Annotated in this window: 19 protein-coding genes; 16 read left to right on the top strand and 3 right to left on the bottom strand. The window is 63.3% G+C overall.

Going from position 1 to position 22,807, the window contains the following annotated elements; translation table 11 throughout:
• Positions 1–404: DUF3047 domain-containing protein (locus PCE31106_RS18480; RefSeq protein WP_150564285.1), on the top strand; the 404-nt coding region annotated here is incomplete at its 5' end.
• Between the two features lie 90 nt (positions 405–494).
• Here PCE31106_RS18480 and PCE31106_RS18475 read toward each other — a convergent pair.
• The gene (locus PCE31106_RS18475) at positions 495–1,691 is read right to left on the bottom strand and encodes a M20 aminoacylase family protein (protein ID WP_150564284.1); all 1,197 of its coding nucleotides are present in this window, start codon (positions 1,689–1,691) and stop codon (positions 495–497) included.
• A gap of 213 nt (positions 1,692–1,904) precedes the next feature.
• On the opposite strand from PCE31106_RS18475, the gene PCE31106_RS18470 reads away from it, so the two are divergent.
• Together PCE31106_RS18470 and PCE31106_RS18465 are read left to right on the top strand one after the other, a co-directional pair.
• Positions 1,905–3,980, top strand: a complete 2,076-nt coding sequence (locus tag PCE31106_RS18470) for a molybdopterin-containing oxidoreductase family protein (RefSeq protein WP_150564283.1) — start codon at positions 1,905–1,907, stop codon at positions 3,978–3,980.
• Positions 3,981–4,029: 49 nt separating this feature from the next.
• The gene (locus PCE31106_RS18465) at positions 4,030–5,193 is read left to right on the top strand and encodes an aminopeptidase (RefSeq protein ID WP_254441170.1); all 1,164 of its coding nucleotides are present in this window, start codon (positions 4,030–4,032) and stop codon (positions 5,191–5,193) included.
• 197 nt (positions 5,194–5,390) lie between these two features.
• Here the strand turns inward: PCE31106_RS18465 and PCE31106_RS18460 are convergent, their stop codons facing one another.
• Together PCE31106_RS18460 and PCE31106_RS18455 are read right to left on the bottom strand one after the other, a co-directional pair.
• A complete protein-coding gene (locus PCE31106_RS18460) occupies positions 5,391–5,870 on the bottom strand; it encodes a MarR family winged helix-turn-helix transcriptional regulator (RefSeq protein ID WP_017234766.1) in 480 nt (159 codons plus the stop codon).
• A 202-nt stretch (positions 5,871–6,072) separates the two neighbouring features.
• The gene (locus PCE31106_RS18455) at positions 6,073–7,227 is read right to left on the bottom strand and encodes a porin (protein WP_150564282.1); all 1,155 of its coding nucleotides are present in this window, start codon (positions 7,225–7,227) and stop codon (positions 6,073–6,075) included.
• A gap of 318 nt (positions 7,228–7,545) precedes the next feature.
• On the opposite strand from PCE31106_RS18455, the gene coq7 reads away from it, so the two are divergent.
• The 13 genes from coq7 (at position 7,546) to PCE31106_RS18390 (ending at position 22,807) form a co-directional block, all read left to right on the top strand.
• Complete coding sequence (gene coq7 / locus PCE31106_RS18450; RefSeq protein ID WP_150564281.1) at positions 7,546–8,202, top strand: 2-polyprenyl-3-methyl-6-methoxy-1,4-benzoquinone monooxygenase; 657 nt, start codon at positions 7,546–7,548, stop codon at positions 8,200–8,202.
• A 475-nt stretch (positions 8,203–8,677) separates the two neighbouring features.
• Entirely contained in the window at positions 8,678–9,106 is a 429-nt protein-coding gene (mraZ, locus tag PCE31106_RS18445) for a division/cell wall cluster transcriptional repressor MraZ (protein ID WP_026132111.1), read from the top strand.
• 46 nt (positions 9,107–9,152) lie between these two features.
• Complete coding sequence (rsmH, locus tag PCE31106_RS18440; protein WP_017234762.1) at positions 9,153–10,082, top strand: 16S rRNA (cytosine(1402)-N(4))-methyltransferase RsmH; 930 nt, start codon at positions 9,153–9,155, stop codon at positions 10,080–10,082.
• Entirely contained in the window at positions 10,079–10,423 is a 345-nt protein-coding gene (ftsL, locus tag PCE31106_RS18435) for a cell division protein FtsL (protein WP_017234761.1), read from the top strand. Before rsmH ends, ftsL begins: the two co-directional genes overlap by 4 nt.
• Positions 10,420–12,195 carry a peptidoglycan D,D-transpeptidase FtsI family protein gene (locus PCE31106_RS18430; RefSeq protein ID WP_017234760.1) on the top strand — a complete coding sequence of 592 codons (1,776 nt, stop codon included), beginning with the start codon at positions 10,420–10,422 and terminating at the stop codon, positions 12,193–12,195. Before ftsL ends, PCE31106_RS18430 begins: the two co-directional genes overlap by 4 nt.
• Positions 12,183–13,766 (top strand): UDP-N-acetylmuramoyl-L-alanyl-D-glutamate--2,6-diaminopimelate ligase, encoded by a 1,584-nt coding sequence (locus PCE31106_RS18425; protein ID WP_150564280.1) that lies wholly within the window; start codon positions 12,183–12,185, stop codon positions 13,764–13,766. Before PCE31106_RS18430 ends, PCE31106_RS18425 begins: the two co-directional genes overlap by 13 nt.
• Positions 13,763–15,172, top strand: coding sequence for a UDP-N-acetylmuramoyl-tripeptide--D-alanyl-D-alanine ligase (locus PCE31106_RS18420; RefSeq protein ID WP_150564279.1), 1,410 nt, complete (start codon positions 13,763–13,765; stop codon positions 15,170–15,172). Before PCE31106_RS18425 ends, PCE31106_RS18420 begins: the two co-directional genes overlap by 4 nt.
• A 15-nt stretch (positions 15,173–15,187) precedes the next feature.
• A complete protein-coding gene (gene mraY / locus PCE31106_RS18415; RefSeq protein ID WP_017234757.1) occupies positions 15,188–16,357 on the top strand; it encodes a phospho-N-acetylmuramoyl-pentapeptide-transferase in 1,170 nt (389 codons plus the stop codon).
• A 162-nt stretch (positions 16,358–16,519) separates the two neighbouring features.
• Positions 16,520–18,046: a UDP-N-acetylmuramoyl-L-alanine--D-glutamate ligase gene (murD, locus tag PCE31106_RS18410; protein WP_150564278.1), complete on the top strand. Its 1,527-nt coding sequence runs from the start codon at positions 16,520–16,522 to the stop codon at positions 18,044–18,046.
• A complete protein-coding gene (gene ftsW, locus PCE31106_RS18405; protein WP_150564277.1) occupies positions 18,043–19,311 on the top strand; it encodes a putative lipid II flippase FtsW in 1,269 nt (422 codons plus the stop codon). The genes murD and ftsW overlap by 4 nt, the downstream gene beginning before the upstream one ends.
• Positions 19,308–20,411, top strand: a complete 1,104-nt coding sequence (gene murG / locus PCE31106_RS18400) for an undecaprenyldiphospho-muramoylpentapeptide beta-N-acetylglucosaminyltransferase (protein ID WP_017234755.1) — start codon at positions 19,308–19,310, stop codon at positions 20,409–20,411. Before ftsW ends, murG begins: the two co-directional genes overlap by 4 nt.
• Position 20,412: 1 nt before the next feature.
• A complete protein-coding gene (murC, locus tag PCE31106_RS18395; RefSeq protein ID WP_017234754.1) occupies positions 20,413–21,822 on the top strand; it encodes a UDP-N-acetylmuramate--L-alanine ligase in 1,410 nt (469 codons plus the stop codon).
• A 1-nt stretch (position 21,823) separates the two neighbouring features.
• Positions 21,824–22,807, top strand: a complete 984-nt coding sequence (locus tag PCE31106_RS18390) for a D-alanine--D-alanine ligase (RefSeq protein ID WP_150564276.1) — start codon at positions 21,824–21,826, stop codon at positions 22,805–22,807.

The raw sequence follows: 22,807 nt of genomic DNA, 5'->3' as shown, positions 1-22,807 counted from the left end.
GACTTCTTCATCTGCAGAACTCCCTCTTAACGAGAAAATTCTACTTCTCCCAGCGCCGGTTTGCGGGGGGCATTACCGTCAGCGGTCGTGACTTACCGTTTGCGACCCTGATGTACACCTGGGGTGATGATAAATTCTCGGTGGACGATGTCGTCACCAATCCTTATACCGGTCGTATTCGCTCCCTCGTTGTCGAGCGCGGTGACGAGCACCTTGGAAGATGGCAGACGTATTCTCGCGATATCGCCAGGGATTATGAGAAAGCGTTTGGCGAGCCTCCAGGGCGTCTGATCGGTATTGCAATCATGAGCGACGGCGACAATACTCGATCGAAATTTACCGCATGGTACGGTGACATTCGTCTCGAAACGGATGGTGTTCCCACGACAACGGCCGCGAAATAGCGCGATCTCATTCGCATCAAAAGCGAAAAAGCCGGCAAGTGATACTTGCCGGCTTTTCTTATTCTCGCCCGAACGCAGGGATCAGGCAGCTTACGGATTGCGTCCAAAATAGGTCTCGACCAGCTTGACCCAGTACGTGCCGCCAAGCGGGAGCAGATCGTCGTTGAAATCATAACTGGCATTGTGCAGGTTGCACGGACCCAGGCCATGGCCGGTGTCCCGGTGCGTGCCATCGCCGTTTCCGATGAACACGTACGCGCCCGGCTTCTTCAGGAGCATGAACGAGAAGTCCTCCGCCCCCATCGTCGGTTCCACCGTGTCGTTGACGTTCTCGTTGCCGACCACCTCGCGCATCACGTCGGCACACAGCGCTGCCATGTCCGGATCATTGATCGTCGGCGGGTAATTGCGAAGGAATTCAATTTCCGCCGAGCAGCCGAACCCCTTGGCCACGAATTCGGCAATCTCTCGCAGACGTGTCTCGATGAGATCCAGGACCTCGATCGAAAACGTGCGAACCGTGCCGCCCAACCACGCCACATCGGGAACCACGTTCGTAGTGTCGCCTGCATGGATCTGCGTAATGGAGAGCACCGCGGCGTCGATCGGCCGCTTGTTGCGCGTGATGATGCTCTGCAACGCCTGCGCTACCTGCACAGCCGCAATCACTGGATCGATGCCGGCATTCGGAATGCCCGCATGGGTTCCCTTGCCGCGAAGCGTGATCTTGAATTCATTGCTCGAGGCCATCATGGGACCCGGCGTCACGGCGAACGTACCGGTCGGCACGCCCGGCCAGTTGTGCATGCCGAACACTGCCTGCATGGGGAATCGCTCGAACAGTCCGTCCTTGATCATTTCACGCGCACCGCCACCGCCTTCCTCGGCCGGCTGGAAAATCAGGTAGACGGTGCCGTCGAAATGGCGATGCGTCTGGAGATATTTCGCGGCGGCAAGCAGCATGGCCGTGTGACCATCGTGACCGCAGGCGTGCATCTTGCCCTCATGCTTCGACGCGTGCTCGAACGTATTCGCCTCACGAATCGGTAGCGCATCCATATCGGCGCGCAGGCCGATCGCACGGTCGCTGCTGCCTTGCTTGATGATGCCGACGACGCCGGTTTTACCGAGTCCGCGATGAATTGGGATACCCCATTGGGTCAACGTATCCGCCACCACGTCCGAAGTACGCTTCTCTTCGAAGCACAGTTCGGGATGCGCGTGAATATCACGTCGGATGGTCTGGATTTCGCCGCGAGCGGCGTCGATTTCTGGAATGAGCTTCATATTCGGGTTTCCTGCGGGGCACAATCGTTCATCTTACCCCTAATGATCGGGTCTGACACCTTGGTAGGAAACGTCCAAGCGCTGCACCGGACACGTCTGGAAAATGTCGCAAGCGACCGTGCCGCGGGGTAAGGCGGGGAGGAACGTAATACAATGTCGTCAACGTCGCGCCGTTGGCGGTCGCGGCAATTTCGTAAAGAGAGGAGTCGTTTCATGACGACCAACACCCGCGTCGTTCGGGCCGCATGCCCGCATGACTGTCCCGATACGTGCGCCATGCACGTTACAGTGGAAAATGGCGTCGCTATCAAGGTCCAGGGCGATCCGGACCATCCGACGACCAAGGGTGTCTTGTGTACGAAAGTCTCTCGATACACTGAACGAACCTATCATCCGGATCGCTTGTTGCATCCGCTCAAGCGCGTCGGACCGAAGGGGAGCGGGCAATTCGTGCGAGTCAGTTGGGATGAGGCGCTTGACGAGATCGCCTCGCGACTGGGGGCGATTGCGGCACGCGAGCCCGAAGCAATTCTCCCCTACAGCTATGCTGGCACGATGGGATTCGTCCAAGGCGAATCGATGGCGGCAAGGTTCTTCAACAAGCTCGGCGCGTCCGACCTCGATCGCACGATCTGCGCGAGCGCCGGCGCCGCGGGGCTGCGCTACACGTACGGCGCGGGTGTCGGCATGCACGTCGAACACTTTGTCGACAGCAAGCTGATTCTCATCTGGGGCAGCAATCCGATTACGTCGAGCGTGCATTTCTGGGCCATCGCGCAGGAAGCCAAGCGTCGCGGTGCGAAGTTGATCGCCATCGATCCCTATCGTTCGCTCACGGCGGAAAAATGCCATCAGCACATTGCCTTGCTGCCAGGCACGGACGCGGCGCTGGCATTGGGCATGATGCATGTCCTGATCGATGAAGATCGGGTTGATCACGAATACATTGCGCGACACACGGTGGGCTACGTGCAGCTCAAGGAGCGCGTACGACGCTACACGCCGGCCCGCGTCGCGGAAATTTGCGGTATCTCCGAAGACACGATCACGACGTTGGCGCGCGAGTATGCGAGCGCGAAGCCTGCGGCGATCCGTCTGAACTACGGCATGCAGCGAGCCAGAGGCGGCGGGCAGGCGACCCGCGCGGTCGCCTGCCTGCCGGCGCTGATCGGCGCGTGGCGCGATCCGGCGGGCGGGCTGCTGATGTCGGCGTCGGGTTACGCACCCGTTGATTCGGTGGCGCAGGCACGGCCCGATCTGCGGCCACATCAGGAAAGGCCGGCCCGCGTGGTGAACATGAGCGCGATCGGTGATGCCCTTTGCCATCCGGGCGACGATTCGTTCGGGCCGAAGATCGAGGCGCTGGTGGTCTACAACAGCAATCCAGTGGCGGTGGCACCGGAGTCGGGCAAGGTGGCGGCGGGCTTTGCCCGGGAAGATCTCTTCACGGTGGTGTTGGAACATTTCCAGACCGATACCGCCGATTATGCGGACTTCGTGCTGCCGGCAACGACGCAGCTCGAGCATCTGGATATCCACAAGGCTTACGGCCATACCTATCTGCTGGCGAACAATCCGGCCATTGCGCCGCTCGGCGAAGCCAAGCCCAACTCGGAAATCTTTCGTCTGTTGGCGGGGCGCATGGGATGGCAGGAGGCCTGTTTCTCCGATACCGACGATCAATTGGCCGCGCAATCCATTCGCTGGGACGATGCTCGCATGGCAGGGGGTGACTGGGAGACCCTCAAGCGGAATGGGTGGATCCGATACGATCTGCCGGACGCGCCTTTTGCGAACGGGCAGTTCTACACGCCGTCGGGCAAGTGTGAGTTTTATTCCGAGCGCATGCTGCAGGAAGGTTTCGATCCGCTACCCGACTGGGTGCCGCCGTACGAATCGGTGGCGAGCAATCCGGATCTGGCGGCACGCTACCCCCTGGCAATGATTTCACCGCCCGCCCGTCACTTCCTGAATTCGAGCTTCGTGAATGTCGATAGCCTGCGTGCCTCGGTGGGAGAGCCGACGCTCGATATTCATCCTGCGGATGCCGCGCCTCGAGGCATTGAGAATGGCGGCGATGTGCGAATCTTTAACGATCGAGGCATCTTGAGCGCAAAGGCTCGGGTGACGGAGAAGGCACGTGAAGGCGTCGTGGTGGGTCTGTCTATCTGGTGGAAGAAGCTCGCTCCGGACGGCAAGAATGCCAACGAGGTCACCAGCCAGCAGCTGACCGATCTGGGACGAGCGCCAACGTTCTACGATTGCCTGGTCGAAGTCGCGCCGGCATAAGACCGGTCGTCACGCCTGCCGATGCCGAGCTGACGCCGAGGAGCCCGCGATGCGTAACCCTGCTGCGATGCTCACACCGTTCCCGGTGTTCTCCGCATGCCGGCGTTCGATGTTTCGCGGCGCCGTGGGGTTAGCCGCCGGCTGGGCGGTACTGTTCGGTCTTGCCGGATGCGGCCAGGTCGGTTACTACGCACAGTCGATTAACGGGCACTTCACCGTGTTGCATGAAGCGCAGCCGGTGTCCGATCTGCTTGCCGACCCATCGGTTGCCCCGCATTTGCGCACACGGCTGATAGAAGCCGAGCAAATCCGAAGCTATGCGGTGTCCGCGCTCGGTGAACCGGACAACGGGAGTTATCGCAGCTATGCGGACCTCAAGCGACCGTTTGTCGTCTACAACGTCTTCGCCGCGCCCGCGTTGTCGTTGAAGCTTCGCGAATCCTGCCTGCTGGTCGTCGGATGCGTCGAGTATCGGGGCTATTACTCTCGCGAATCCGCCGAGGCTTATGCGGCCGAGTTGCACCGAGATGGCTGGGAGACGTTCGTCGCGGGGATTCCGGCGTATTCAACGCTGGGCTATTTCGACGATCCACTGCTCAACACTTTCATCTATCTTCCGCGGGCGGAAGTGGCGCGGATGATTTTCCACGAACTCGCACATCAGATTCTATTTGTTCGAGGCGATACGGCATTCAACGAGTCTTTCGCCGTGACAGTGGAAACCGTGGGCGTACGGCGCTGGCTGACGGCGCATCCCGACGCGGCCATGGAATACGAGCGATACGACGCGCACCGACGCCAGTTCCGTCAATTGGTGGAGGGTTATCGCAAGCGCTTGGAAACCCTGTACGACGGCTCGGAAACGAACGCGCAGAAGATCGTGACCAAGGACGCGCTGTTCGCCAGCATGCGTGCTGACTACGAGCGGTTGAAGGCGTCCTGGGGAGGGTACAAGGGGTTTGACCTTTGGTTTGCCTCGCACTTGAATAACGCCAAAATCGGTTCGTTCGCGACGTATAACCAGTGGGTGCCGGCGTTCATGGCGATGCTGGCGGAGGCGCATGACGACCTGCCAGCCTTTTATGCCGCCGTTAAAACCTTATCGAAGCGGCCAGAGGCCGAGCGCGTTGCAGCGCTCACCGCGCTAGACAGTACCCCGGCGGCCGCCGCAGCGCGCGACTTGCTCGACAAGCCGTTGCAGGCGCGGCGATAGACTGTCTGAGGAACACCGCAGAATCTGGATCCGAGCGTCCGAGCCCGGCGTTCGACGCTCGAAGGGCGAAGGGCGAAGGGCGAAGGGCGACACCGAGCCTTGAGCGTCAACGCGGCGCAGGTCGAACGTTGGAGATCCCGGATCTAAAGTGAGTGTCGGTGTCGCCGTTTCAGATGGGATACGGCGCCTCGCATCCCTTAGGCAATCACCGACTTCAGGTCGCCCAGCAGGGCATAAAGTTGCTTCTGCCTGTCTTCCGGCAGCCTTCCCAGGCGCTGCTCGATCCACTGTTCATGAGCACGAGCCATATCGGAGAACGCCTTCTTACCGCGTGGCGTGAGCTTGATCAGAAAGGCGCGCCGGTCATTGGCGACCGTCTGGCGCGTGACCCAGCCTTCCTTCTCCAACTGATCGGTAATGCCCGTGACGTTTCCGCCGGTGACCATCATCCGCTTGCTAAGCTCCCCCATCTTCAGCCCCTCGGGGTGTCGGTCGAGTTGCGCGAGCAGATCGAAGCGAGGCAGCGTGCAATCGAAATCCTGGCGCAAGCGCGAGCGGATGTCCGTCTCGATCATGTTGGCGCAGGTGAGGAGGCGCAGCCATAGCCGCAGGGCATCGTGCTCGCGATCGTGGGCTCGGGTTTCGAGATCGAGAGAGTCGGCGTCGGCGAGGCTCATGGTGGGCAACGTAAAATTTACAGTATGGAAATTTTAGGTTTGAAATAAACCCTCGGTCAAGCTGGGGTCGTTACGAAGTCCTGGTGCACGCGATGCCAGCAACCGGCAAACGGTGGCAGCAGTTGCTGCTTCGCCGACACGATAAAAAAAGGGCACCCGAAGGTGCCCTTTCGTCAAAGCCTAAGTGACAGAAGCAGTCAGCTTAGAACTTGTGACGGATACCAGCCGTAACGGCGAACTGGTTCGTGCTGTTCGCGAAGCCTTGGGCGTTCATCGACGCGCCGCCAGGAGCGTCGTTGTTGGCGTGTTGCCACAGACCAACCAGGTACGTGTCCGTGCGCTTCGACAGGAAGTAGTCGACGCCCAGGTTGACTTGGTGGTACTTCGGCGAAATATCGGTCGTGCCCGATGCCAGCTTCGTCCAGGTGTACGTGTAAGCCAGGCCCAGTTGCAGGGCCGGGGTCAGCATGTACTTGCCGTTCAGTTCGACGTTGTCGAACTTCCAGCTGCCGCCGCCGATGTAGTCATACTTGCTGTGGCTGTAGACCAGGCCAACCGTAGCCGGGCCGAAGGCGTACGAACCGCCTGCCGAAGCAATGTATGCCTTGTCGCTGGAGGCCAGGCCGCCGGCGGTCATCGCCGTGTTCTGGTCGCCGCTCAGCAGCACGCCGCTCGAGTTGCTGCCCGGTGCGCCGAGGTACAAGTAGCCAGCGCCCAAGGTCAACGGACCGTTGGCGTAGCCCATACCAACCGACCATGCACGGTTGTTCGCGAAGCCCGTGCCCGTCGAACCGTTGTTAGCCGAGTTCGAGAAGCCGTACAGAGCGCCAGCGCTGAAGCCGTTGTAGTTGGCGGTCGTGTACTTGATCGAGTTGTTGATGCGGAACGAGTTGTTCAGGTTGTCGTTATCGAACGGGTGAGCGCCCGAATACGTTGCCCATTGGCTGCCCGAAGCGAACGGACCAACGAAGTCAACCACGGAGTCGTACTGACGACCGATCGACACCGTGCCAGCCGTTGCGCTGCTCAGGCCAACGTAAGCTTGACGACCGAACAGGCGACCGCCTTGAGCCGACACGCCGTTGTTGACGTTGAAGCCGCTTTCCAACACGAAGATCGCCTTCAGGCCGCCGCCCAGATCTTCAGCGCCCTTCAGGCCCCAACGCGAACCTTGCAGGTTGCCGCTGTTCAGCGAAATGTTCTTGGTGGCGTTGCCCGTGCCGGCAACGTTGCCGCCCGTCTTGTTCACGTACGTGAAGCCACCGTCGATGATACCGTACAGGGTCACGCTGCTTTGAGCGTGAGCAGCGCCAGCGAATGCGCCGAGCACACCCAGAGCGAGAAGCGACTTTTTCATTGAGTGATCTCCAAAGGATTGTGAGATTTGTTTAACAAGGTCACTAGTGATAACGTCCTTGCTAATCAACTTCGCGAGAAGTTGGACGTAATGTAACAAATTCACTGTGGGCGGCAAAGGAAAAGGCCCGTTTTGCGCGGGTTTGCGGCGTCCTTTGTTTCGTTTACGCAACAGCCCGCAAACCGGCGTCCAGCGGGGCTTTCATGCCTTTGCGCCCGCGCAAGGCGCGCCGGACAAAGGCGCGTATCATCCGTGACGGACGTGACGCAATCGTCTGACGTCCCACATGGTGAAAAATCGAAGTGAGTTGAAAGTACGATGTTTTCCGACAGCCTGATCTCCGAACTTGACCGCGGCCTGCGAGCGATCGCCGGCGTTACGCAAGCCTCCCGCCCGACACCTGCTGTCGATGCATCCCCCGCTTCTATATTGAGTGACGCACCGATCGGCGACGACGCGTTGACGCCGCAAGAGCGGCGGCATGTTGCGGGTCTCATGCGCGTGAATCACGTGGGGGAGGTGTGCGCGCAGGCGCTTTATCAGGCGCAGAAGCTGGCGACAACGCGTCCGGAGCTGCGCTCCGCCTTCGAGCGCGCCGGCAAGGAGGAAGAAGATCACCTTGCCTGGACGGCGCACCGTCTCTCGGAACTCGGCTCGCGCCCGAGCCTGCTCAACCCGCTCTGGTATGCCGGCGCGTTTGCCATCGGCTTCGTGGCGGGCAAGTGCGGCGACAAAGTCAGCCTGGGCTTCGTGTCGGAGACGGAGCGGCAGGTCGAGCACCATCTTGATAGCCACCTCAACGACTTGCCACCGCACGACGTGCGCTCGCGCGCCATCGTCGACCAGATGCGCCGGGACGAGATCGAGCACGGTCAGGCGGCGCGCGACGCCGGCGGGATTGATCTGCCCGCCCCGATACAGCGCGTAATGCGCGCGGCCGCGAAAGTCATGACGACGACGGCCTACTATATATAGAGCACTTGAAATAGCGCGGCCGAAATAGAGCACTTGAATAAAGCACTTGAATAGAGCCCCTGAAGCGTTTCCTCGATTGACCCCCACCTCCCGTGTCGATCTTCCCCTCGTGTGGCGCGTGCCAACCGGCAGTTGCCGCGCTTTGGCTCGGCGTAAGTGCGCACTACTCGCTAGCGATAGTGCTGGCGGGCCTCCCGCGAGGCAGTATCTAAAGTTTGAGGTTCCACATTCACTATCGCAGTTATGTCTTTAATTTTCCTGACAAAATTCCGTTTTCCGGCTTTAGGAAAGTGAGCTAAGTCATTGTTCTGCCTAACAAATTCCCTCCGAAAATCGGGTGAAACGCTTGACCGCCCAAACACTCTCCTCTAAAGTGGGAAATAGTGTGAGAAAGTGTATTTTTGTGTGGTGTAGAGCACAAAATCTTTCTCGTTCGGCATGACGGGCAGGCGGACGAAACCTCACGGGAGCGCATGTGTTTCAGGGAGCCTCGGCACTTTCACTGGATGCGAAGGGACGGATGTCGATTCCGGCCCGGCATCGTGACGTGCTGCAAGGCGACGCGCAAGGCAAGGTGACAATCACCAAGCACCCCGACGGATGTCTGCTGCTGTTCCCGCGTCCCGAATGGGAAATCTTCCGCGGCAAGATCGCCGCACTGCCGATGGACGCGCACTGGTGGCGACGCATCTTTCTGGGCAACGCTGCCGACGTCGAGATGGATTCGGCGGGACGTGTCCTGGTGGCGCCCGAGTTGCGCGCGGCCGCGGGCATGGACAAGGAAGTCATGCTGCTGGGCATGGGCAGTCACTTTGAACTCTGGGATGCCGCGACGTACGCCGCCAAGGAACAGGCGGCAATGGCGCAAGGCATGCCGGATGCACTGAAAAACTTCACTTTTTGACAGATCAGGTGGTCCGACGAGCATGACGCACGCGGTGGAAACGGTTATGCAGCACCGCACGGTCCTGCTTGAGGAGGCCGTGGATGCCTTGCTGTGGCGCGACGACGGCGTCTACGTCGACGGCACCTTCGGCCGCGGCGGGCACAGTCGCAGGCTTCTCGAGCGGCTGGGCGCCAAGGGGAGGCTGATCGCGTTCGACAAGGATCCCCAAGCGATCGCGGAGGCGGCAAAAATTGCCGATCCGCGATTTTCGATTGAACACGACAGCTTTGCGACGTTGCGCGAGGCGCTAGCCCGCCGCGGTATCGACAAGGTGTCGGGGGTGTTGCTGGATCTGGGCGTGTCGTCACCGCAGGTCGACGACCCCGCGCGCGGATTCAGTTTTCGTTTCGACGGCCCGCTCGACATGCGCATGGATCCCACGCGCGGTGAGTCGGCCGCCGATTGGCTGGCCCGGGCAACGCTGGAAGACATGACGGAGGTCATCAAGGACTATGGGGAAGAACGGTTTGCTTTTCAGATTGCAAAGGCGCTTGTTGCTCGCCGGGCAAACGCCGATCGCCTCGGTCCACTCGTCAGCACACGCGAGCTTGCCGAGATCGTGGCGGGCGCCGTCAAGACCCGTGAGAAGGGCAAGGACCCGGCAACACGCACCTTTCAGGCTCTACGGATTCACGTCAATCAAGAGCTTGCGGACTTGCAGATAGCCCTCGACGTAGCGGCCGATGTCCTCGAAACGGGAGGCAGACTCGTGGCGATCAGCTTTCATTCGCTGGAAGACCGCATCGTGAAGCGCTTCATGCAAGCGCGCTCGAGTGCGCCGGTGGTGGACCGCCGCGTGCCCTTGCGCGCCCACGAAATTCCCGAACCGCCGTTCAAGGCCAGCCGCAAGATCAAGCCGTCCGCCGCCGAGGTGGAGGCGAACCCGCGTTCGCGCTCGGCGATCATGCGGGTCATGGAGCGGGTGTCACCATGAGCCGGCTCAATGCGCTTCTGCTCGTGTTGCTCATCGGCTGCGCGCTGTCACTGATCAATGCCCAGTATCGGGCACGCGGTACGTTCGTCGAACTCAATCGCGAGCAGGCGCTCGAGCATCAATTGTTGCAGGACTGGGATCGCCTCCAGTACGAACAGAGCGCACAAAGCAAGAGCGCCCGCATCGAAAGCGTTGCGCGCAACGACCTGAAAATGCAGGCCGTCTCGCCCGGTCGCACGCAATATCTGTCCGCACCGGCCGGTAGCGCCGGCGCGATGGTTGACGTGCCGGTGCCGAGCGCAAGTGCGGCGTCCGCGCCCGAGAGCGGAGGCAAGCGATGAATCGCCGCAAGGACGCCAAGGCCAAGACCAAGGATGTGCAGTTCTCTGCCAGCCCGGTCCTGTCCGTGCGTCTGCCGATGTGGCGATCGAAGATGCTCGTCTTCGTGATATTCGGTGCGTTCGGATCGCTGGTCGCGCGCGCCTTCTGGATTCAGGGCCCGGGCAACGCCTTCTATCAGCGCCAGGGCGAGAGCCGTTACGAACGCACACTGGAGATGTCCGCCACGCGCGGCAAAGTGTTCGACCGTAACGGACAGGTGCTTGCCACCAGTCTGCCCGTCAAGGCCATCTGGGCCATTCCCGAAGACGTGCCCGACGATATCTCGACGCAACAGGTGCGCCAGCTCGCGCGTCTGCTCGAGATGGGCGAGCCGGATCTGCGCCGGAAGCTGAATCAGGAAAAGAGCTTCGTCTATGTGAAGCGCCAGGTGTTGCCGGACGTGGCCAAGCAGGTCGCCGATCTGGACATCCCGGGCGTGTACCAGCGCAAGGAATACAAGCGTTTCTATCCGGAAGGCGAGATCGCGGCCCACGTGGTCGGCTTCACGAACGTGGAAGACATCGGGCAGGAAGGCGTCGAGTTGTCGATGCAGAAGGATCTGGCGGCCACGCCGGGAAGCCGTCGCGTCATCAAGGATCGTCTCGGCCGGGTGGTCGAAGGTGTCGACATCCTGGCGCAGCCGCGCGACGGTCATGACATCACGCTCTCGATCGACAGCAAGATCCAGTTCCTCGCCTATAGCGAACTGAAAGACGCCATCGAGCGCACGGGTGCGAAGGCCGGCAGCGCCGTGGTGCTCGATGTACGCACGGGTGAAGTGCTGGCGCTCGCGAACCTGCCGACGTACAACCCCAACAACCGTACCAACCTGACCGGCGCGCAGTTGCGCAACCGGGTGATGACCGACACGTTCGAGCCGGGCTCGATCATGAAGCCGATCACCATTGCCGCTGCCCTCGAAAATGGGCACGTGACGCCGACGTCGACGGTGATGACGACCGGCCGGGCCAACTTCTTCGGCGCGAACATTACGGACACGCACGACTACGGTCTGCTTACCGTGGCGGGCGTCATCCAGAAGTCCAGCAATATCGGCACCGCCAAGATCGCGCTGCAGATGAAGCCGCAGGAAATGTGGGACATGTTCACGAGCGTCGGCCTCGGCCAAGCCCCGAAGATCGGATTCCCCGGCGCGGTGGCGGGGCGTTTGCGTCCGGCCAAGAGCTGGCGTCCGATCGAGCAGGCGACGATGGGCTACGGCTATGGCCTGTCGGCGTCGCTGATTCAACTGGCGCGTGCCTATACCGTGTTCGCGCATGACGGCGAGCTGCTGCCGATCTCCATTTACAAGACAGATGGCAGCGTCGTGAAGGGCACGCCGGTGATTTCTCCCGCGACGGCCCGCGAAGTGCGCAAGATGCTGGAAATGGTGACGTCGCCCGGCGGTACCGCCACGCGGGCGCAAGTGATCGGCTATCGCGTCGGCGGCAAGACCGGCACGGCGTACAAACAGTCGGGCAAGGGATACGACAAGAGCAAATATCGCGCGTCGTTCGTTGGCATGGCACCGATGTCCGAGCCGCGCATCATCGTGGCCGTCACGCTCGACGAGCCGGGGCGCGGGTCGCACTACGGTGGCGTGGCCGCCGGTCCGGCGTTCGCGGCGATCGTGGGCGGCACGTTGCGCGCGTTGAATGTGGTGCCGGATTCGCCGGTAACGAAGCTCGTCGTGAGCGACAAGGTGGAGGAGAGCGAGCCATGGGCACCGTGACCCCGACGCCGCACAACCCCGCCACGCTCGCGCTCATCGCCGACGTCGCCGAGCGCGCCACGCTGACGCAGGCGTGGGACTGGCTGCGCCGTACGGTGCCGGCCGGTGCAGCGCTGCAGGCTGACAGCCGTCGCGTGACGTCGGGCGATGTCTTCGTCGCGTACGCCGTCAAAGGCGCCGACAGCCGCGGTTTCATCGCCGACGCCGTGGAGCGCGGCGCTGCCGCAGTGCTTTGGCAGAGCGACGACTTCACTTGGCCGGCGTCGCTGGCCAGCCTCGCGAACGTGCCGGCGTTCGGCGTGCCGCGACTTGACTGGCTGGCAGGCCCGCTGGCGGCGCTCTGGTGCGGTGAGCCGAGCGTTGGCATGACGACGTTGGGCGTAACCGGCACAAACGGCAAGACATCGTGCAGTCAGTGGCTCGCGCAACTGTTGTCGAAAGCGGGCAAGCGCAGCGCGGTGATCGGCACGCTGGGTAGCGGCTTTCCCGGGCATCTGACGGTGACCGGGTTCACCACGCCCGATGCGGTCCAGTTGCAGCGCAGCCTGAGCGACCTGCGGGCGCAGGGCGCGGCGGCGGTCGCGATGGAAGTGTCGTCGCACGGTCTCTATCAGGGGCGCGTGAACGGGGTGGCCTTCGACATCGCTGTCTTTACCAATCTGACGCAAGACCATCTCGATTACCACGGCACGATGGCCGAGTACGAGGCGGCGAAGACGCGTCTGTTCGACTGGCCGGGCCTGAAGGCTGCGGTCATCAATCGCGACGACGCGATGGGGCAACGCCTGCTCGCGCGTCTGGCCGGGAAGACGCCGGTCTATGAATACGGCCTGCATGGCGACACGAAGTCGGCGCATGGCAACGTTGTGCTGCGCGCCGAGGATATCCGTGCGACCACGGCAGGTACGCGTTTCACGCTGTATCTCGGCGATCACAGTCAGCAGATCACCGTGCCGCTCATCGGCGAATTCAATGTGAGCAACGCGCTCGCCGTGCTGGGTGCGGCGCTCGCCGCCGGGGTGCCGCAAGACGCCGCCATTGCCGGGCTCGCCGCACTCACCTCCGTATCCGGGCGTATGGAGCAAATTGGACAGCCGGGGCAGCCGCTGGTCGTCATCGACTACGCGCACACCCCCGACGCACTCGACAAGACGCTCGACGCGTTGCGGCCGGTAGCCTCGGCGCGTGGCGGCAAGCTCGTCTGCGTGTTCGGCTGCGGTGGTGACCGCGATACGGGCAAGCGTCCGCAAATGGGCGCGGTGGCGGAGCGCCTGGCCGACGCCGTTGTGCTCACGAGCGACAACCCGCGCACGGAAGTGCCGGCCGACATCATGGCGCAAATCGCCGCGGGCCTTGCGCACCCGGGCGCGGCACGTTGTATCGAAGACCGGGCGAGCGCGATTCTGCAGGCCGTGCGCGGTGCGCAAGCCGCCGATGTCGTGCTCATCGCCGGCAAGGGACACGAAAGTACGCAGGAAATTATGGGTAAGAAAAGGCCGTTCTCCGATCAGGAGCATGCGCGTCTGGCACTCGCCGCGCGTGCGACCACCGTGCGCGGAGGTGGCGAATGACGATGATGTGGCAATTGAGCGATGCCCAGACCGTCGTGCGCGATTCGCACGTGACGGGCGCCCCAGCGACCGCCTTTGCGCGCATCGTGACCGACAGCCGCGCGGTGCAGCCGGGCGATCTCTTCGTGGCGATCCGGGGCGAGCGCTTCGACGCGCACGACTTCCTGGCCGACGTGGCGCGTGCCGGGGCGGCCGCGGTGGTCGCGTCGCGCGTGCCGGAAGGGTTCCCGACGCCGGCGCTCATCGTGCCCGACACGCGTATCGCGCTGGGCGAGCTGGCCGCAGCGTGGCGCCGCCGCTTTGCGATTCCCGTGGTCGCCGTCACCGGCAGTAACGGCAAGACGACCGTCAAGGAAATGATCTCGGCGATCTTCGCCGAGGCGGTGGGGGCCGAGGCGCGTCTGGCGACCGCCGGCAACCTGAACAACGACATTGGCCTGCCGCTCACGCTGTTCCGTCTGAAGGACAGTGACAAGCTGGCGGTGCTGGAGCTGGGGATGAATCACCCCGGCGAAACGGCGTACCTCGCGGCGATTGCACAACCGACGGTGGCCGTCATCAACAACGCGCAGCGAGAACATCAAGAGTTCATGGTGAGCGTGGCCGCTGTCGCCGAAGAGCATTCAGCCGTGCTGGCAGCGCTGTCCCACGACGGGGTTGCCGTATTCCCGGCGGAGAGCGAATTTGCGCCGATGTGGCGCGAGATCGCAGGCAAGCGCCGTGTGCTCGACTTCGCGCTCGATGGCCGCGCCGCTGTCTCCGGACGCTACGACGTCGCAACTCGCGTACTGCGTGTAACGTCGCCGGCCGGTGAGTTTTCGCTTGCATTGCCGCTGCTCGGTGAGCACAACGCGCGCAATGCGTTGGCTGCGATTGCCTGTGCGTTGGGTGCGCATGTCGACATTGGCTCGATCGTGCGGGCACTCGAAGGGTTTTCCGCCGTCAAAGGCCGTCTCCAGGTGTCAACGCTCTCCAAGGGGCCGCTCGCGGGTGTCACATTGATCGATGACACCTATAATGCGAACCCCGATTCGGTCCGCGCCGCGATCGACGTGTTGGCGCAGACGCCGGCCCCACGGGTGCTGGTGCTCGGCGACATGGGCGAAGTCGGCGACAACGGACCGGCGTTTCACCGCGAGGTGGGCGAGTACGCCGCCCAGCGCGGTATCGATCGTTTGCTCGCGATGGGCGACCAGACGACAGCCAGTGTCGCGGCCTTCGGCGACGGCGGCGAGCATTTTTCCGACGTGACGGATGTGGCGCCGCTCGTGGCCGAGCTGAATGCCACGTTGAGCGCGCCGGCCACGATATTGGTCAAGGGAAGCCGCTTCATGCGGATGGAGCGCGTGCTTGAGCAGTTGCGCGCGACGAGTGAAAGCGGGGGCGGCAACGCCCCTGCCAAGTGAAAAAGGATTGATGGAATGTTGCTGACGTTGGCGCAATGGCTGCAAGCGGATGCGAGCTATTTGCGCGTGTTCAACTACCTGACGTTTCGGGCCGTGATGGCAAGCCTCACGGCGCTGGTGATCGGGCTCGCGTTCGGGCCGATGGTCATCCGCAAGCTCGCCGAAATGAAGGTGGGCCAGGCGGTGCGTACCGATGGCCCGCAGACTCACCTTGTGAAGTCGGGCACGCCCACGATGGGCGGTGTGCTGATTCTCATCGGTATCACGGTCGCCACGCTGCTGTGGGCGGACCTGAGCAACCGCTTCATCTGGATCGTACTGACCGTTACGCTGGGCTTCGGCATCATCGGCTGGATCGACGATTACCGGAAGGTCGTCTACAAGGACCCCCGCGGCATGTCGTCGCGCGAGAAGTACTTCTGGCAGTCGATCATTGGCCTGTTCGCCGCGATCTATCTGGCGTTCTCTGTGTCGGAGACGAGCAATCTGAAGGTCTTCGAGCTGTTCATCAGTTGGGTGCGTAACGGCTTCCCGCTTGATCTGCCCCCGAAGGCCGACTTCATCGTGCCGTTCTTCAAGACGATGAGCTACCCGCTGGGCGTGTTCGGTTTCATTGCGCTCACGTACTTCGTCATCGTCGGCTCGTCCAACGCGGTGAACCTGACCGACGGTCTCGACGGGCTCGTCATCATGCCGGTCGTGCTGGTCGGCGCGGCCCTTGGCGTGTTCGCGTATGTGATGGGTAACGTCGTGTACTCGAAATACCTGCTGTTCCCGCACATTCCGGGCGCGGGCGAATTGCTCGTGTTCTGTTCGGCGATGTCGGGCGCGGGGCTTGCGTTCCTCTGGTTCAACACACACCCGGCCCAGGTGTTCATGGGCGACGTGGGGGCCCTGGCGCTCGGCGGCGCGCTCGGCACGGTGGCCGTGATCGTGCGTCAGGAAGTCGTGCTCTTCGTGATGGGGGGCGTGTTCGTGGTGGAAACGTTGTCGGTGATGCTGCAGGTGACGTGGTTCAAGTACACGAAGCGGCGCTTCGGAGAAGGGCGACGCATCTTCAAGATGGCGCCGCTGCACCACCACTTCGAATTGTCCGGATGGAAGGAAACGCAGGTGGTGGTTCGCTTCTGGATCATCACGCTGATGCTGGTGCTGATCGGTCTGTCGACGCTGAAGTTGCGCTGACGAGGCCCGGGGCCCGCGAAAAGGTGACCTTGTGAAATGACAATGTCGCCTTTTCGCAAAGCAGGACTCAAGGTAAGGCCGCTCGCGCCGATAGCGGAATATCGGTGACGTTGAGGTGACGCATTCGTCGGTGGTTTGAATCGATAAAAGGGAAAGAGCGACGTGTTCGGCGAGAAGTTTGGTGAATCCTGGCAACCGCGTGTCCTGATCCTGGGTCTGGGAGAGTCCGGCCTGGCGATGGCACGTTGGTGCGCGCGTTACGGCTGCCATGTGCGGGCGGCCGACACGCGCTTTGCGTCGTCGGAGACACCGCCGAATGTTCTCGCCTTGCGTGCCGACGCCGCGCAGGCCGAATTCGTCGGCGGTGCATTCGGGGCGCAGGTCGATACGCTGCTCGCCGACATCGAACTGATCGGTATCAGCCCCGGCCTCTCGCCGCTCACCGCCGATGTGGCGGCGCTGCTGACGGTGGCGGCCGAGCGGGGCATTCCCGTGTGGGGCGAGATCGAATTCTTCGCGCAGGCGCTGCGCCACATGCACGCGACGAGCGGCTACGCGCCCAAGGTGCTGGCCATTACCGGCACGAACGGCAAGACGACGACCACGAGTCTGACGGGGTTGCTATGCCGTCGCGCCGGCAAGCGCACGGCGGTCGCGGGCAATATCAGCCCGACGGCGCTCGACCGTCTGAGCGAATGCATCGCCGACGCCACGTTGCCCGATGTCTGGGTGCTTGAACTTTCCAGCTTTCAGCTCGAGGCCACGCATTCCCTCGCGCCCGATGCGGCCGCGATTCTCAATATCACGCAGGACCATCTGGACTGGCATGGCGATATGGACGCCTATGCCAAGGCCAAGGCGCGCATTTTCGGCCCGCAGACCGTTCGCGTGCTCAATCGCGACGATGCTCGCGTGATGGGTTTCGCCACGCCCGAGGCCAATGTCGTGACCTTCGGCACCGGCAAGCCCGAGGCCGTGGGCGACTTCGGCCTGGAGATGGAGGGCGGGATGTCGTGGCTGGTCGAGGGCTTCTCGCGCGACGACGCCCCGCCGGCGCCGAAGCGCCGCAAGGCCGGTGCCGTGGAAGCGGCGCTCGAGGTGATCGGCAAACGCCTCATGCCGGCCGACGCGTTGCGCATCCGCGGTCAGCACAATGCCGCCAACGCGCTGGCGGCGCTCGCGCTCACGCGCGCCATCGACCTGCCGATGGCCAAGCTCTTGCACGGCTTGCGCGAATATCCGGGCGAGCCGCATCGCGTGCAGCTCGTCGGCGCGATCAACGAAGTCGAGTATTACGACGACAGCAAGGGCACCAACGTGGGCGCGACGGTTGCGGCCATCAACGGCCTGCAGAAGACGTTGCTCCTGATCGTCGGCGGCGACGGCAAGGGGCAGGACTTCTCGCCGCTGGCCAACCCTGTGGCGCATCACGCGCGCGCCGTGTTGCTGATCGGCCGCGACGCGCCGCGGCTGCGCGAAGCGCTGGCCGACACGGGCGTTGATCTGATCGATGCCCCGACGCTCGAAGCCGCCACGCGAGACGCTGCGAAGCTGGCCCAGCCGGGCGACGCGGTGCTGCTCTCGCCGGCCTGCGCGAGCTTCGACATGTTCCGCAACTACGAGCATCGCGCGCAAGTGTTTCGCGACACTGTGGTTGATCTGGCCGCCGACGCGGGGGTGATGCTATGAACCGTATCAAGTCGTTCTTCAGCAAGAAGCGTCAGGCCGGCTTTGCCGGGGCAGGTACGGCGGCCGCTCCGGGCGCCGCGACCCATGCCGCGAGCCGTACGCTCGGCAGCATCAAGCCGACCCGCTCGCGCATGCTCGAATACGATCACGCGCTCGTCTGGGTGGTGATTTCGCTGCTGTCGCTGGGGCTGGTGATGGTGTATTCGGCATCGGTCGCGCTGCCGGACTCACCGAAGTACAGCGGATACACGACGTACCACTTTCTCGTGCGTCACATCGTCTCGCTGACGATCGGACTGGTCGCGGCCCTCATTACGCTGCGTATTCCGGTCAAGACACTCGACAAGCTCGCGCCCAAGGTCTTTCTGCTGGCGCTGATGTTGCTCGTGATCGTGCTGATCCCGCACCTGGGCAAGGGCGTGAACGGCTCGAAGCGCTGGATTCCATTCGGGGTGCTCAATCTGCAGCCGTCGGAAATCATGAAGCTCGCGGTCACGCTGTACGCCGCGAACTACACCGTTCGCAAGCAGGAATTCATGCAGAGCTTCCGCAAGGGCTTCTTGCCGATGGGCATCGCCGTTGTGTTCGTCGGCATGTTGCTGCTGCTCGAGCCGGACATGGGCGCCTTCATGGTGGTCGCGGCCATCGCGATGGGGGTGCTGTTCCTCGGCGGCGTGAACGGTCGCCTGTTCGGCGGACTGGCGCTCACGGCCGTGGGCACGTTCGCCATGCTGATCTGGTTGTCGCCGTGGCGTCGCGAGCGGATTTTCGCGTATCTCGATCCGTGGCGCGAGGACTACGCGCTCGGCAAGGCTTACCAGCTTACGCATTCGCTCATCGCGTTCGGACGCGGTGAATGGACTGGCGTGGGGCTGGGCGGGAGCATCGAGAAACTGCACTACCTGCCCGAAGCGCACACCGACTTCATCCTCGCGGTGATCGGCGAAGAGTTCGGCTTCGTGGGCGTGCTGGTCGTCATCCTGCTCTTTTACTGGATGGTGCGCCGCGCGTTCGAGATCGGGCGTCAGGCACTGGCGCTCGAACGCACGTTCGCCGGCCTGCTCGCGAAGGGCGTGGGCGTGTGGCTCGCTTCGCAGACCTTCATCAACATGGGCGTGAATCTGGGCTTGCTGCCGACCAAGGGCCTCACGCTGCCGCTGGTCAGCTATGGCGGCTCGGGCATCTTGCTCAACTGTGTGGCCGTGGCGATTCTGCTGCGGGTCGATTACGAGAACCGCGTGTTGATGCGGGGAGGAAAAGTATGACCGAGCGCGCCACCGCGATGTCGGCCCCGGAAACGAAGACGCGCACGCTGCTGGTGATGGCCGGCGGCACGGGCGGTCACGTCTTCCCGGGGCTCGCGGTCGCCAACTTCCTGCGTGTGCAGGGGTGGCGCGTGGTGTGGCTTGGGAATGCGGCAGGCATGGAAGCGACGCTCGTGCCGAAGTACGACATTCCAATGGAGTTCGTGAAGTTCGGCGGCTTGCGCGGCAAGGGCCCGATGACCAAGTTGCTGCTGCCGCTCAATCTGCTGCGCGCGTTCTGGCAGAGCTTCCGCGCGATGCGCCGCGTCAAGCCGAACGTGGTGCTCGGGATGGGCGGCTACATCACGTTCCCGGCGGGCATGATGGCGTCGCTGCTGGGGCGTCCGCTCGTGCTGCACGAGCAGAATTCGGTGGCCGGCATGGCGAACAAGGTCCTTGCGCGCGTGGCCGACAAGGTGCTGCTCGCGTTCCCCGACACCATCGCCGGCGGCGAATGGGTCGGCAATCCGATCCGTGCCGACTTCGACGAGATGGTGCCGCCGGCCGAGCGCTACCGCGCGCGCACCGGGCCGCTGCGTATTCTGGTGGTGGGCGGCAGCCTTGGCGCGACGGTGCTCAACGAGATCGTGCCCAAGGCGCTGGCGAAGCTGGCGCGCGACGCGCGTCCGCAGGTCACGCACCAGGCGGGCGTTAAACATATTCAGACGCTGCAGGCGAACTACGCGGCAGCGGGGGTGACGGTCGATGCCGTGCCGTTCATCGACGACATGGTCGCGGCTTACGCGGCGGCGGATCTGGTGATCTGTCGGGCGGGCGCGATGACGGTGGCCGAAGTCGCGGCGGCGGGCGTGGCGGCGTTGTTCGTGCCGTTCCCGCATGCCGTCGACGACCATCAGACAACCAATGCGCGTTTCCTCGCCGACAAGGGCGCGGCAACGCTGATCGACCAGCGCGAGCTGTCGGTCGAGACCCTGGCCGAGTGGCTGCGCCGTCAGACGCGCGAATCGCTGCTCGCGATGGGAGAGAAAGCCAGGGCGCTCGCCAAGCCGGACGCCACCGAACAAGTGGCGCGCGTGTGCGCGGCTCTGGCCAAGGATTGAAATGAAACACATCGTCAAACACATTCACTTCGTCGGCATTGGCGGCTCGGGCATGAGCGGCATTGCCGAGGTGTTGCTCAACCTGGGGTATCAGGTGAGCGGCTCCGATCTCGGCGACAACGCGGTGACGCAGCGCCTCGTCAGTCTTGGCGCGCGCGTGGCCCGCGGCCACGCGGCCGAGCATATCGAAGGAGCGGACGCCATCGTCGTGTCCACCGCCATCACGGCGGACAATCCGGAAGTGCTCGCGGGGCGTGCCCGCCAGATCCCCATCGTGCCGCGCGCGCTGATGCTCGCCGAACTCATGCGCCTGAAGCAGGGCATCGCCATCGCCGGCACGCACGGCAAGACAACCACGACGAGTCTCGTGGCGAGCGTGCTTGCGCAGGGTGGGCTCGATCCGACGTTCGTGATTGGCGGCCGACTGAACAGCGCCGGCGCGAACGCCAAGCTCGGCACGGGCGACTTCATCGTGGTTGAGGCCGACGAATCGGACGCCTCGTTCCTGAACCTGAATCCGGTCATTGAGGTCATCACGAACATCGATGCCGATCACATGGACACCTATGGACACGACTTCGCGCGTCTGAAGCAGTCGTTCGTGGCGTTCACGCAGCGCCTGCCGTTCTATGGCATCGCCGTGCTGTGTGTGGACGATTCGAACGTGCGCGAGATCCTGCCGTTCGTCTCCAAGCCGATCGTGCGTTACGGCCTGTCGGAAGATGCACAGGTGCGCGCCATCGATGTGCGTGCGGACGCCGGCCAGATGCGCTTCACCGTGCTGCGCCGGTTCGGCGCCGGTGCCGCGCCCCTCGACATCACACTGAACCTGCCGGGTGAGCACAACGTGCGCAACGCGCTGGCGGCGATTGCGATCGCGACCGAACTTGAGGTGCCGGACGCTGCTATCCAGCAAGCGCTAGCCGAATTCAACGGCGTGGGCCGGCGCTTCCAGCGCTACGGCGACATCGCGCTGCCGAAGTCGAGCGGCGGCGGCACGTTCACGTTGATCGACGACTACGGACATCACCCGGTCGAGATGGCGGCTACGCTTGCGGCCGCCCGCGGCGCGTTCCCGGGACGTCGCATCGTGCTGGCCTTCCAGCCCCATCGATACACGCGTACGCGCGATTGCTTCGAAGACTTCGTGAAGGTGCTGTCCGACGCTGACGCCGTGGTGCTCGGCGAAGTCTATTCGGCCGGGGAGGCGCCCATCGTGGCGGCCGACGGTCGGGCACTGTCGCGCGCCCTGCGCGTGGCGGGCAAGGTAGAACCGGTTTTCGTGGAAGACGTTGCGCAACTGCCCGACGCCATTCTGCAAGTCGCCCGTGCGGGCGACGTCGTGATCACCATGGGTGCCGGCTCCATCGGCGCGGTGCCCGGCAAGTTGCAAGTTCAGCAAGGAGTTTGAAGTGAGTGCTTTCGATCCGAAACGTTTCGGCAAGGTGGGCGTCCTGATGGGCGGGCGCTCGGCCGAGCGTCAGATCTCGCTGATTTCGGGCAATGGCGTGCTCGAAGCCCTGCGCGCGCGCGGGGTGAACGCGCATGCGTTCGATACCGGCATGCACGACCTCGCGGCGCTCGCCGCGCAGAAGTTCGACCGGGTGTTCATCGCGCTGCATGGCCGCTATGGCGAAGACGGCACGCTGCAAGGCGTGCTCGAGCATCTGGGGGTTCCGTACACCGGCAGCGGCGTGTTGGCCTCCGCGCTGGCGATGGACAAGGAGATGACCAAGCGCGTATGGATCAACGAAGGGCTGCCGACGCCGCGCTTCGCGATGCTGAGCGCCGACAGCGACTTCGATGCCGTGGCCCGCGATCTCGGCCTGCCGCTCATCGTCAAGCCGTCGCGCGAAGGCTCGACGATTGGCCTGACAAAGGTCACCGAGGCGTCGCAACTGAAGGCGGCCTTCGAGAAGGCGGTCGCCCTGGATCCGGACGTCCTCGCCGAAGAATTCATCGATGGCGACGAACTGACCGTGCCGGTGCTTGGCGTGGGCACGAAGGGCGCGGCGGCCGCGCGTGCGCTGCCGGTGATCCGCATCGTGGCGCCAGACGCGAACTACGACTACCAGAACAAGTATTTCAAGGACGATACGCGCTACGAATGCCCGCCGCCGCTATCGGTGTCGTTGCAGGAGGAGGTGCAGCGCCTGGTGCTGCGCGCCTATCTCGTGCTGGGCTGTCGTGGCTGGGCGCGCGCCGACGTGATGCTGCGCAAGCGTGACAACAAGCCGTTCCTGCTGGAGATCAATACCTCGCCGGGCATGACGGGCCATTCGCTGGTGCCGATGTCGGCGCGCGCGGCGGGGCTGTCGTACGAAGACCTGGTTGTCGAAATCCTGGCCACCGCGACGCTCGATCTGCATCCGAACGCGCAGTGGAAACCCGAGTAA

Source organism: Pandoraea cepalis, from assembly GCF_902459665.1.
Classification (GTDB): Bacteria; Pseudomonadota; Gammaproteobacteria; order Burkholderiales; family Burkholderiaceae; genus Pandoraea; species Pandoraea cepalis.
The sequence above is the reverse complement of the archived record's forward strand: the minus strand, read 5'-3'. Positions and strand labels throughout refer to the sequence as shown.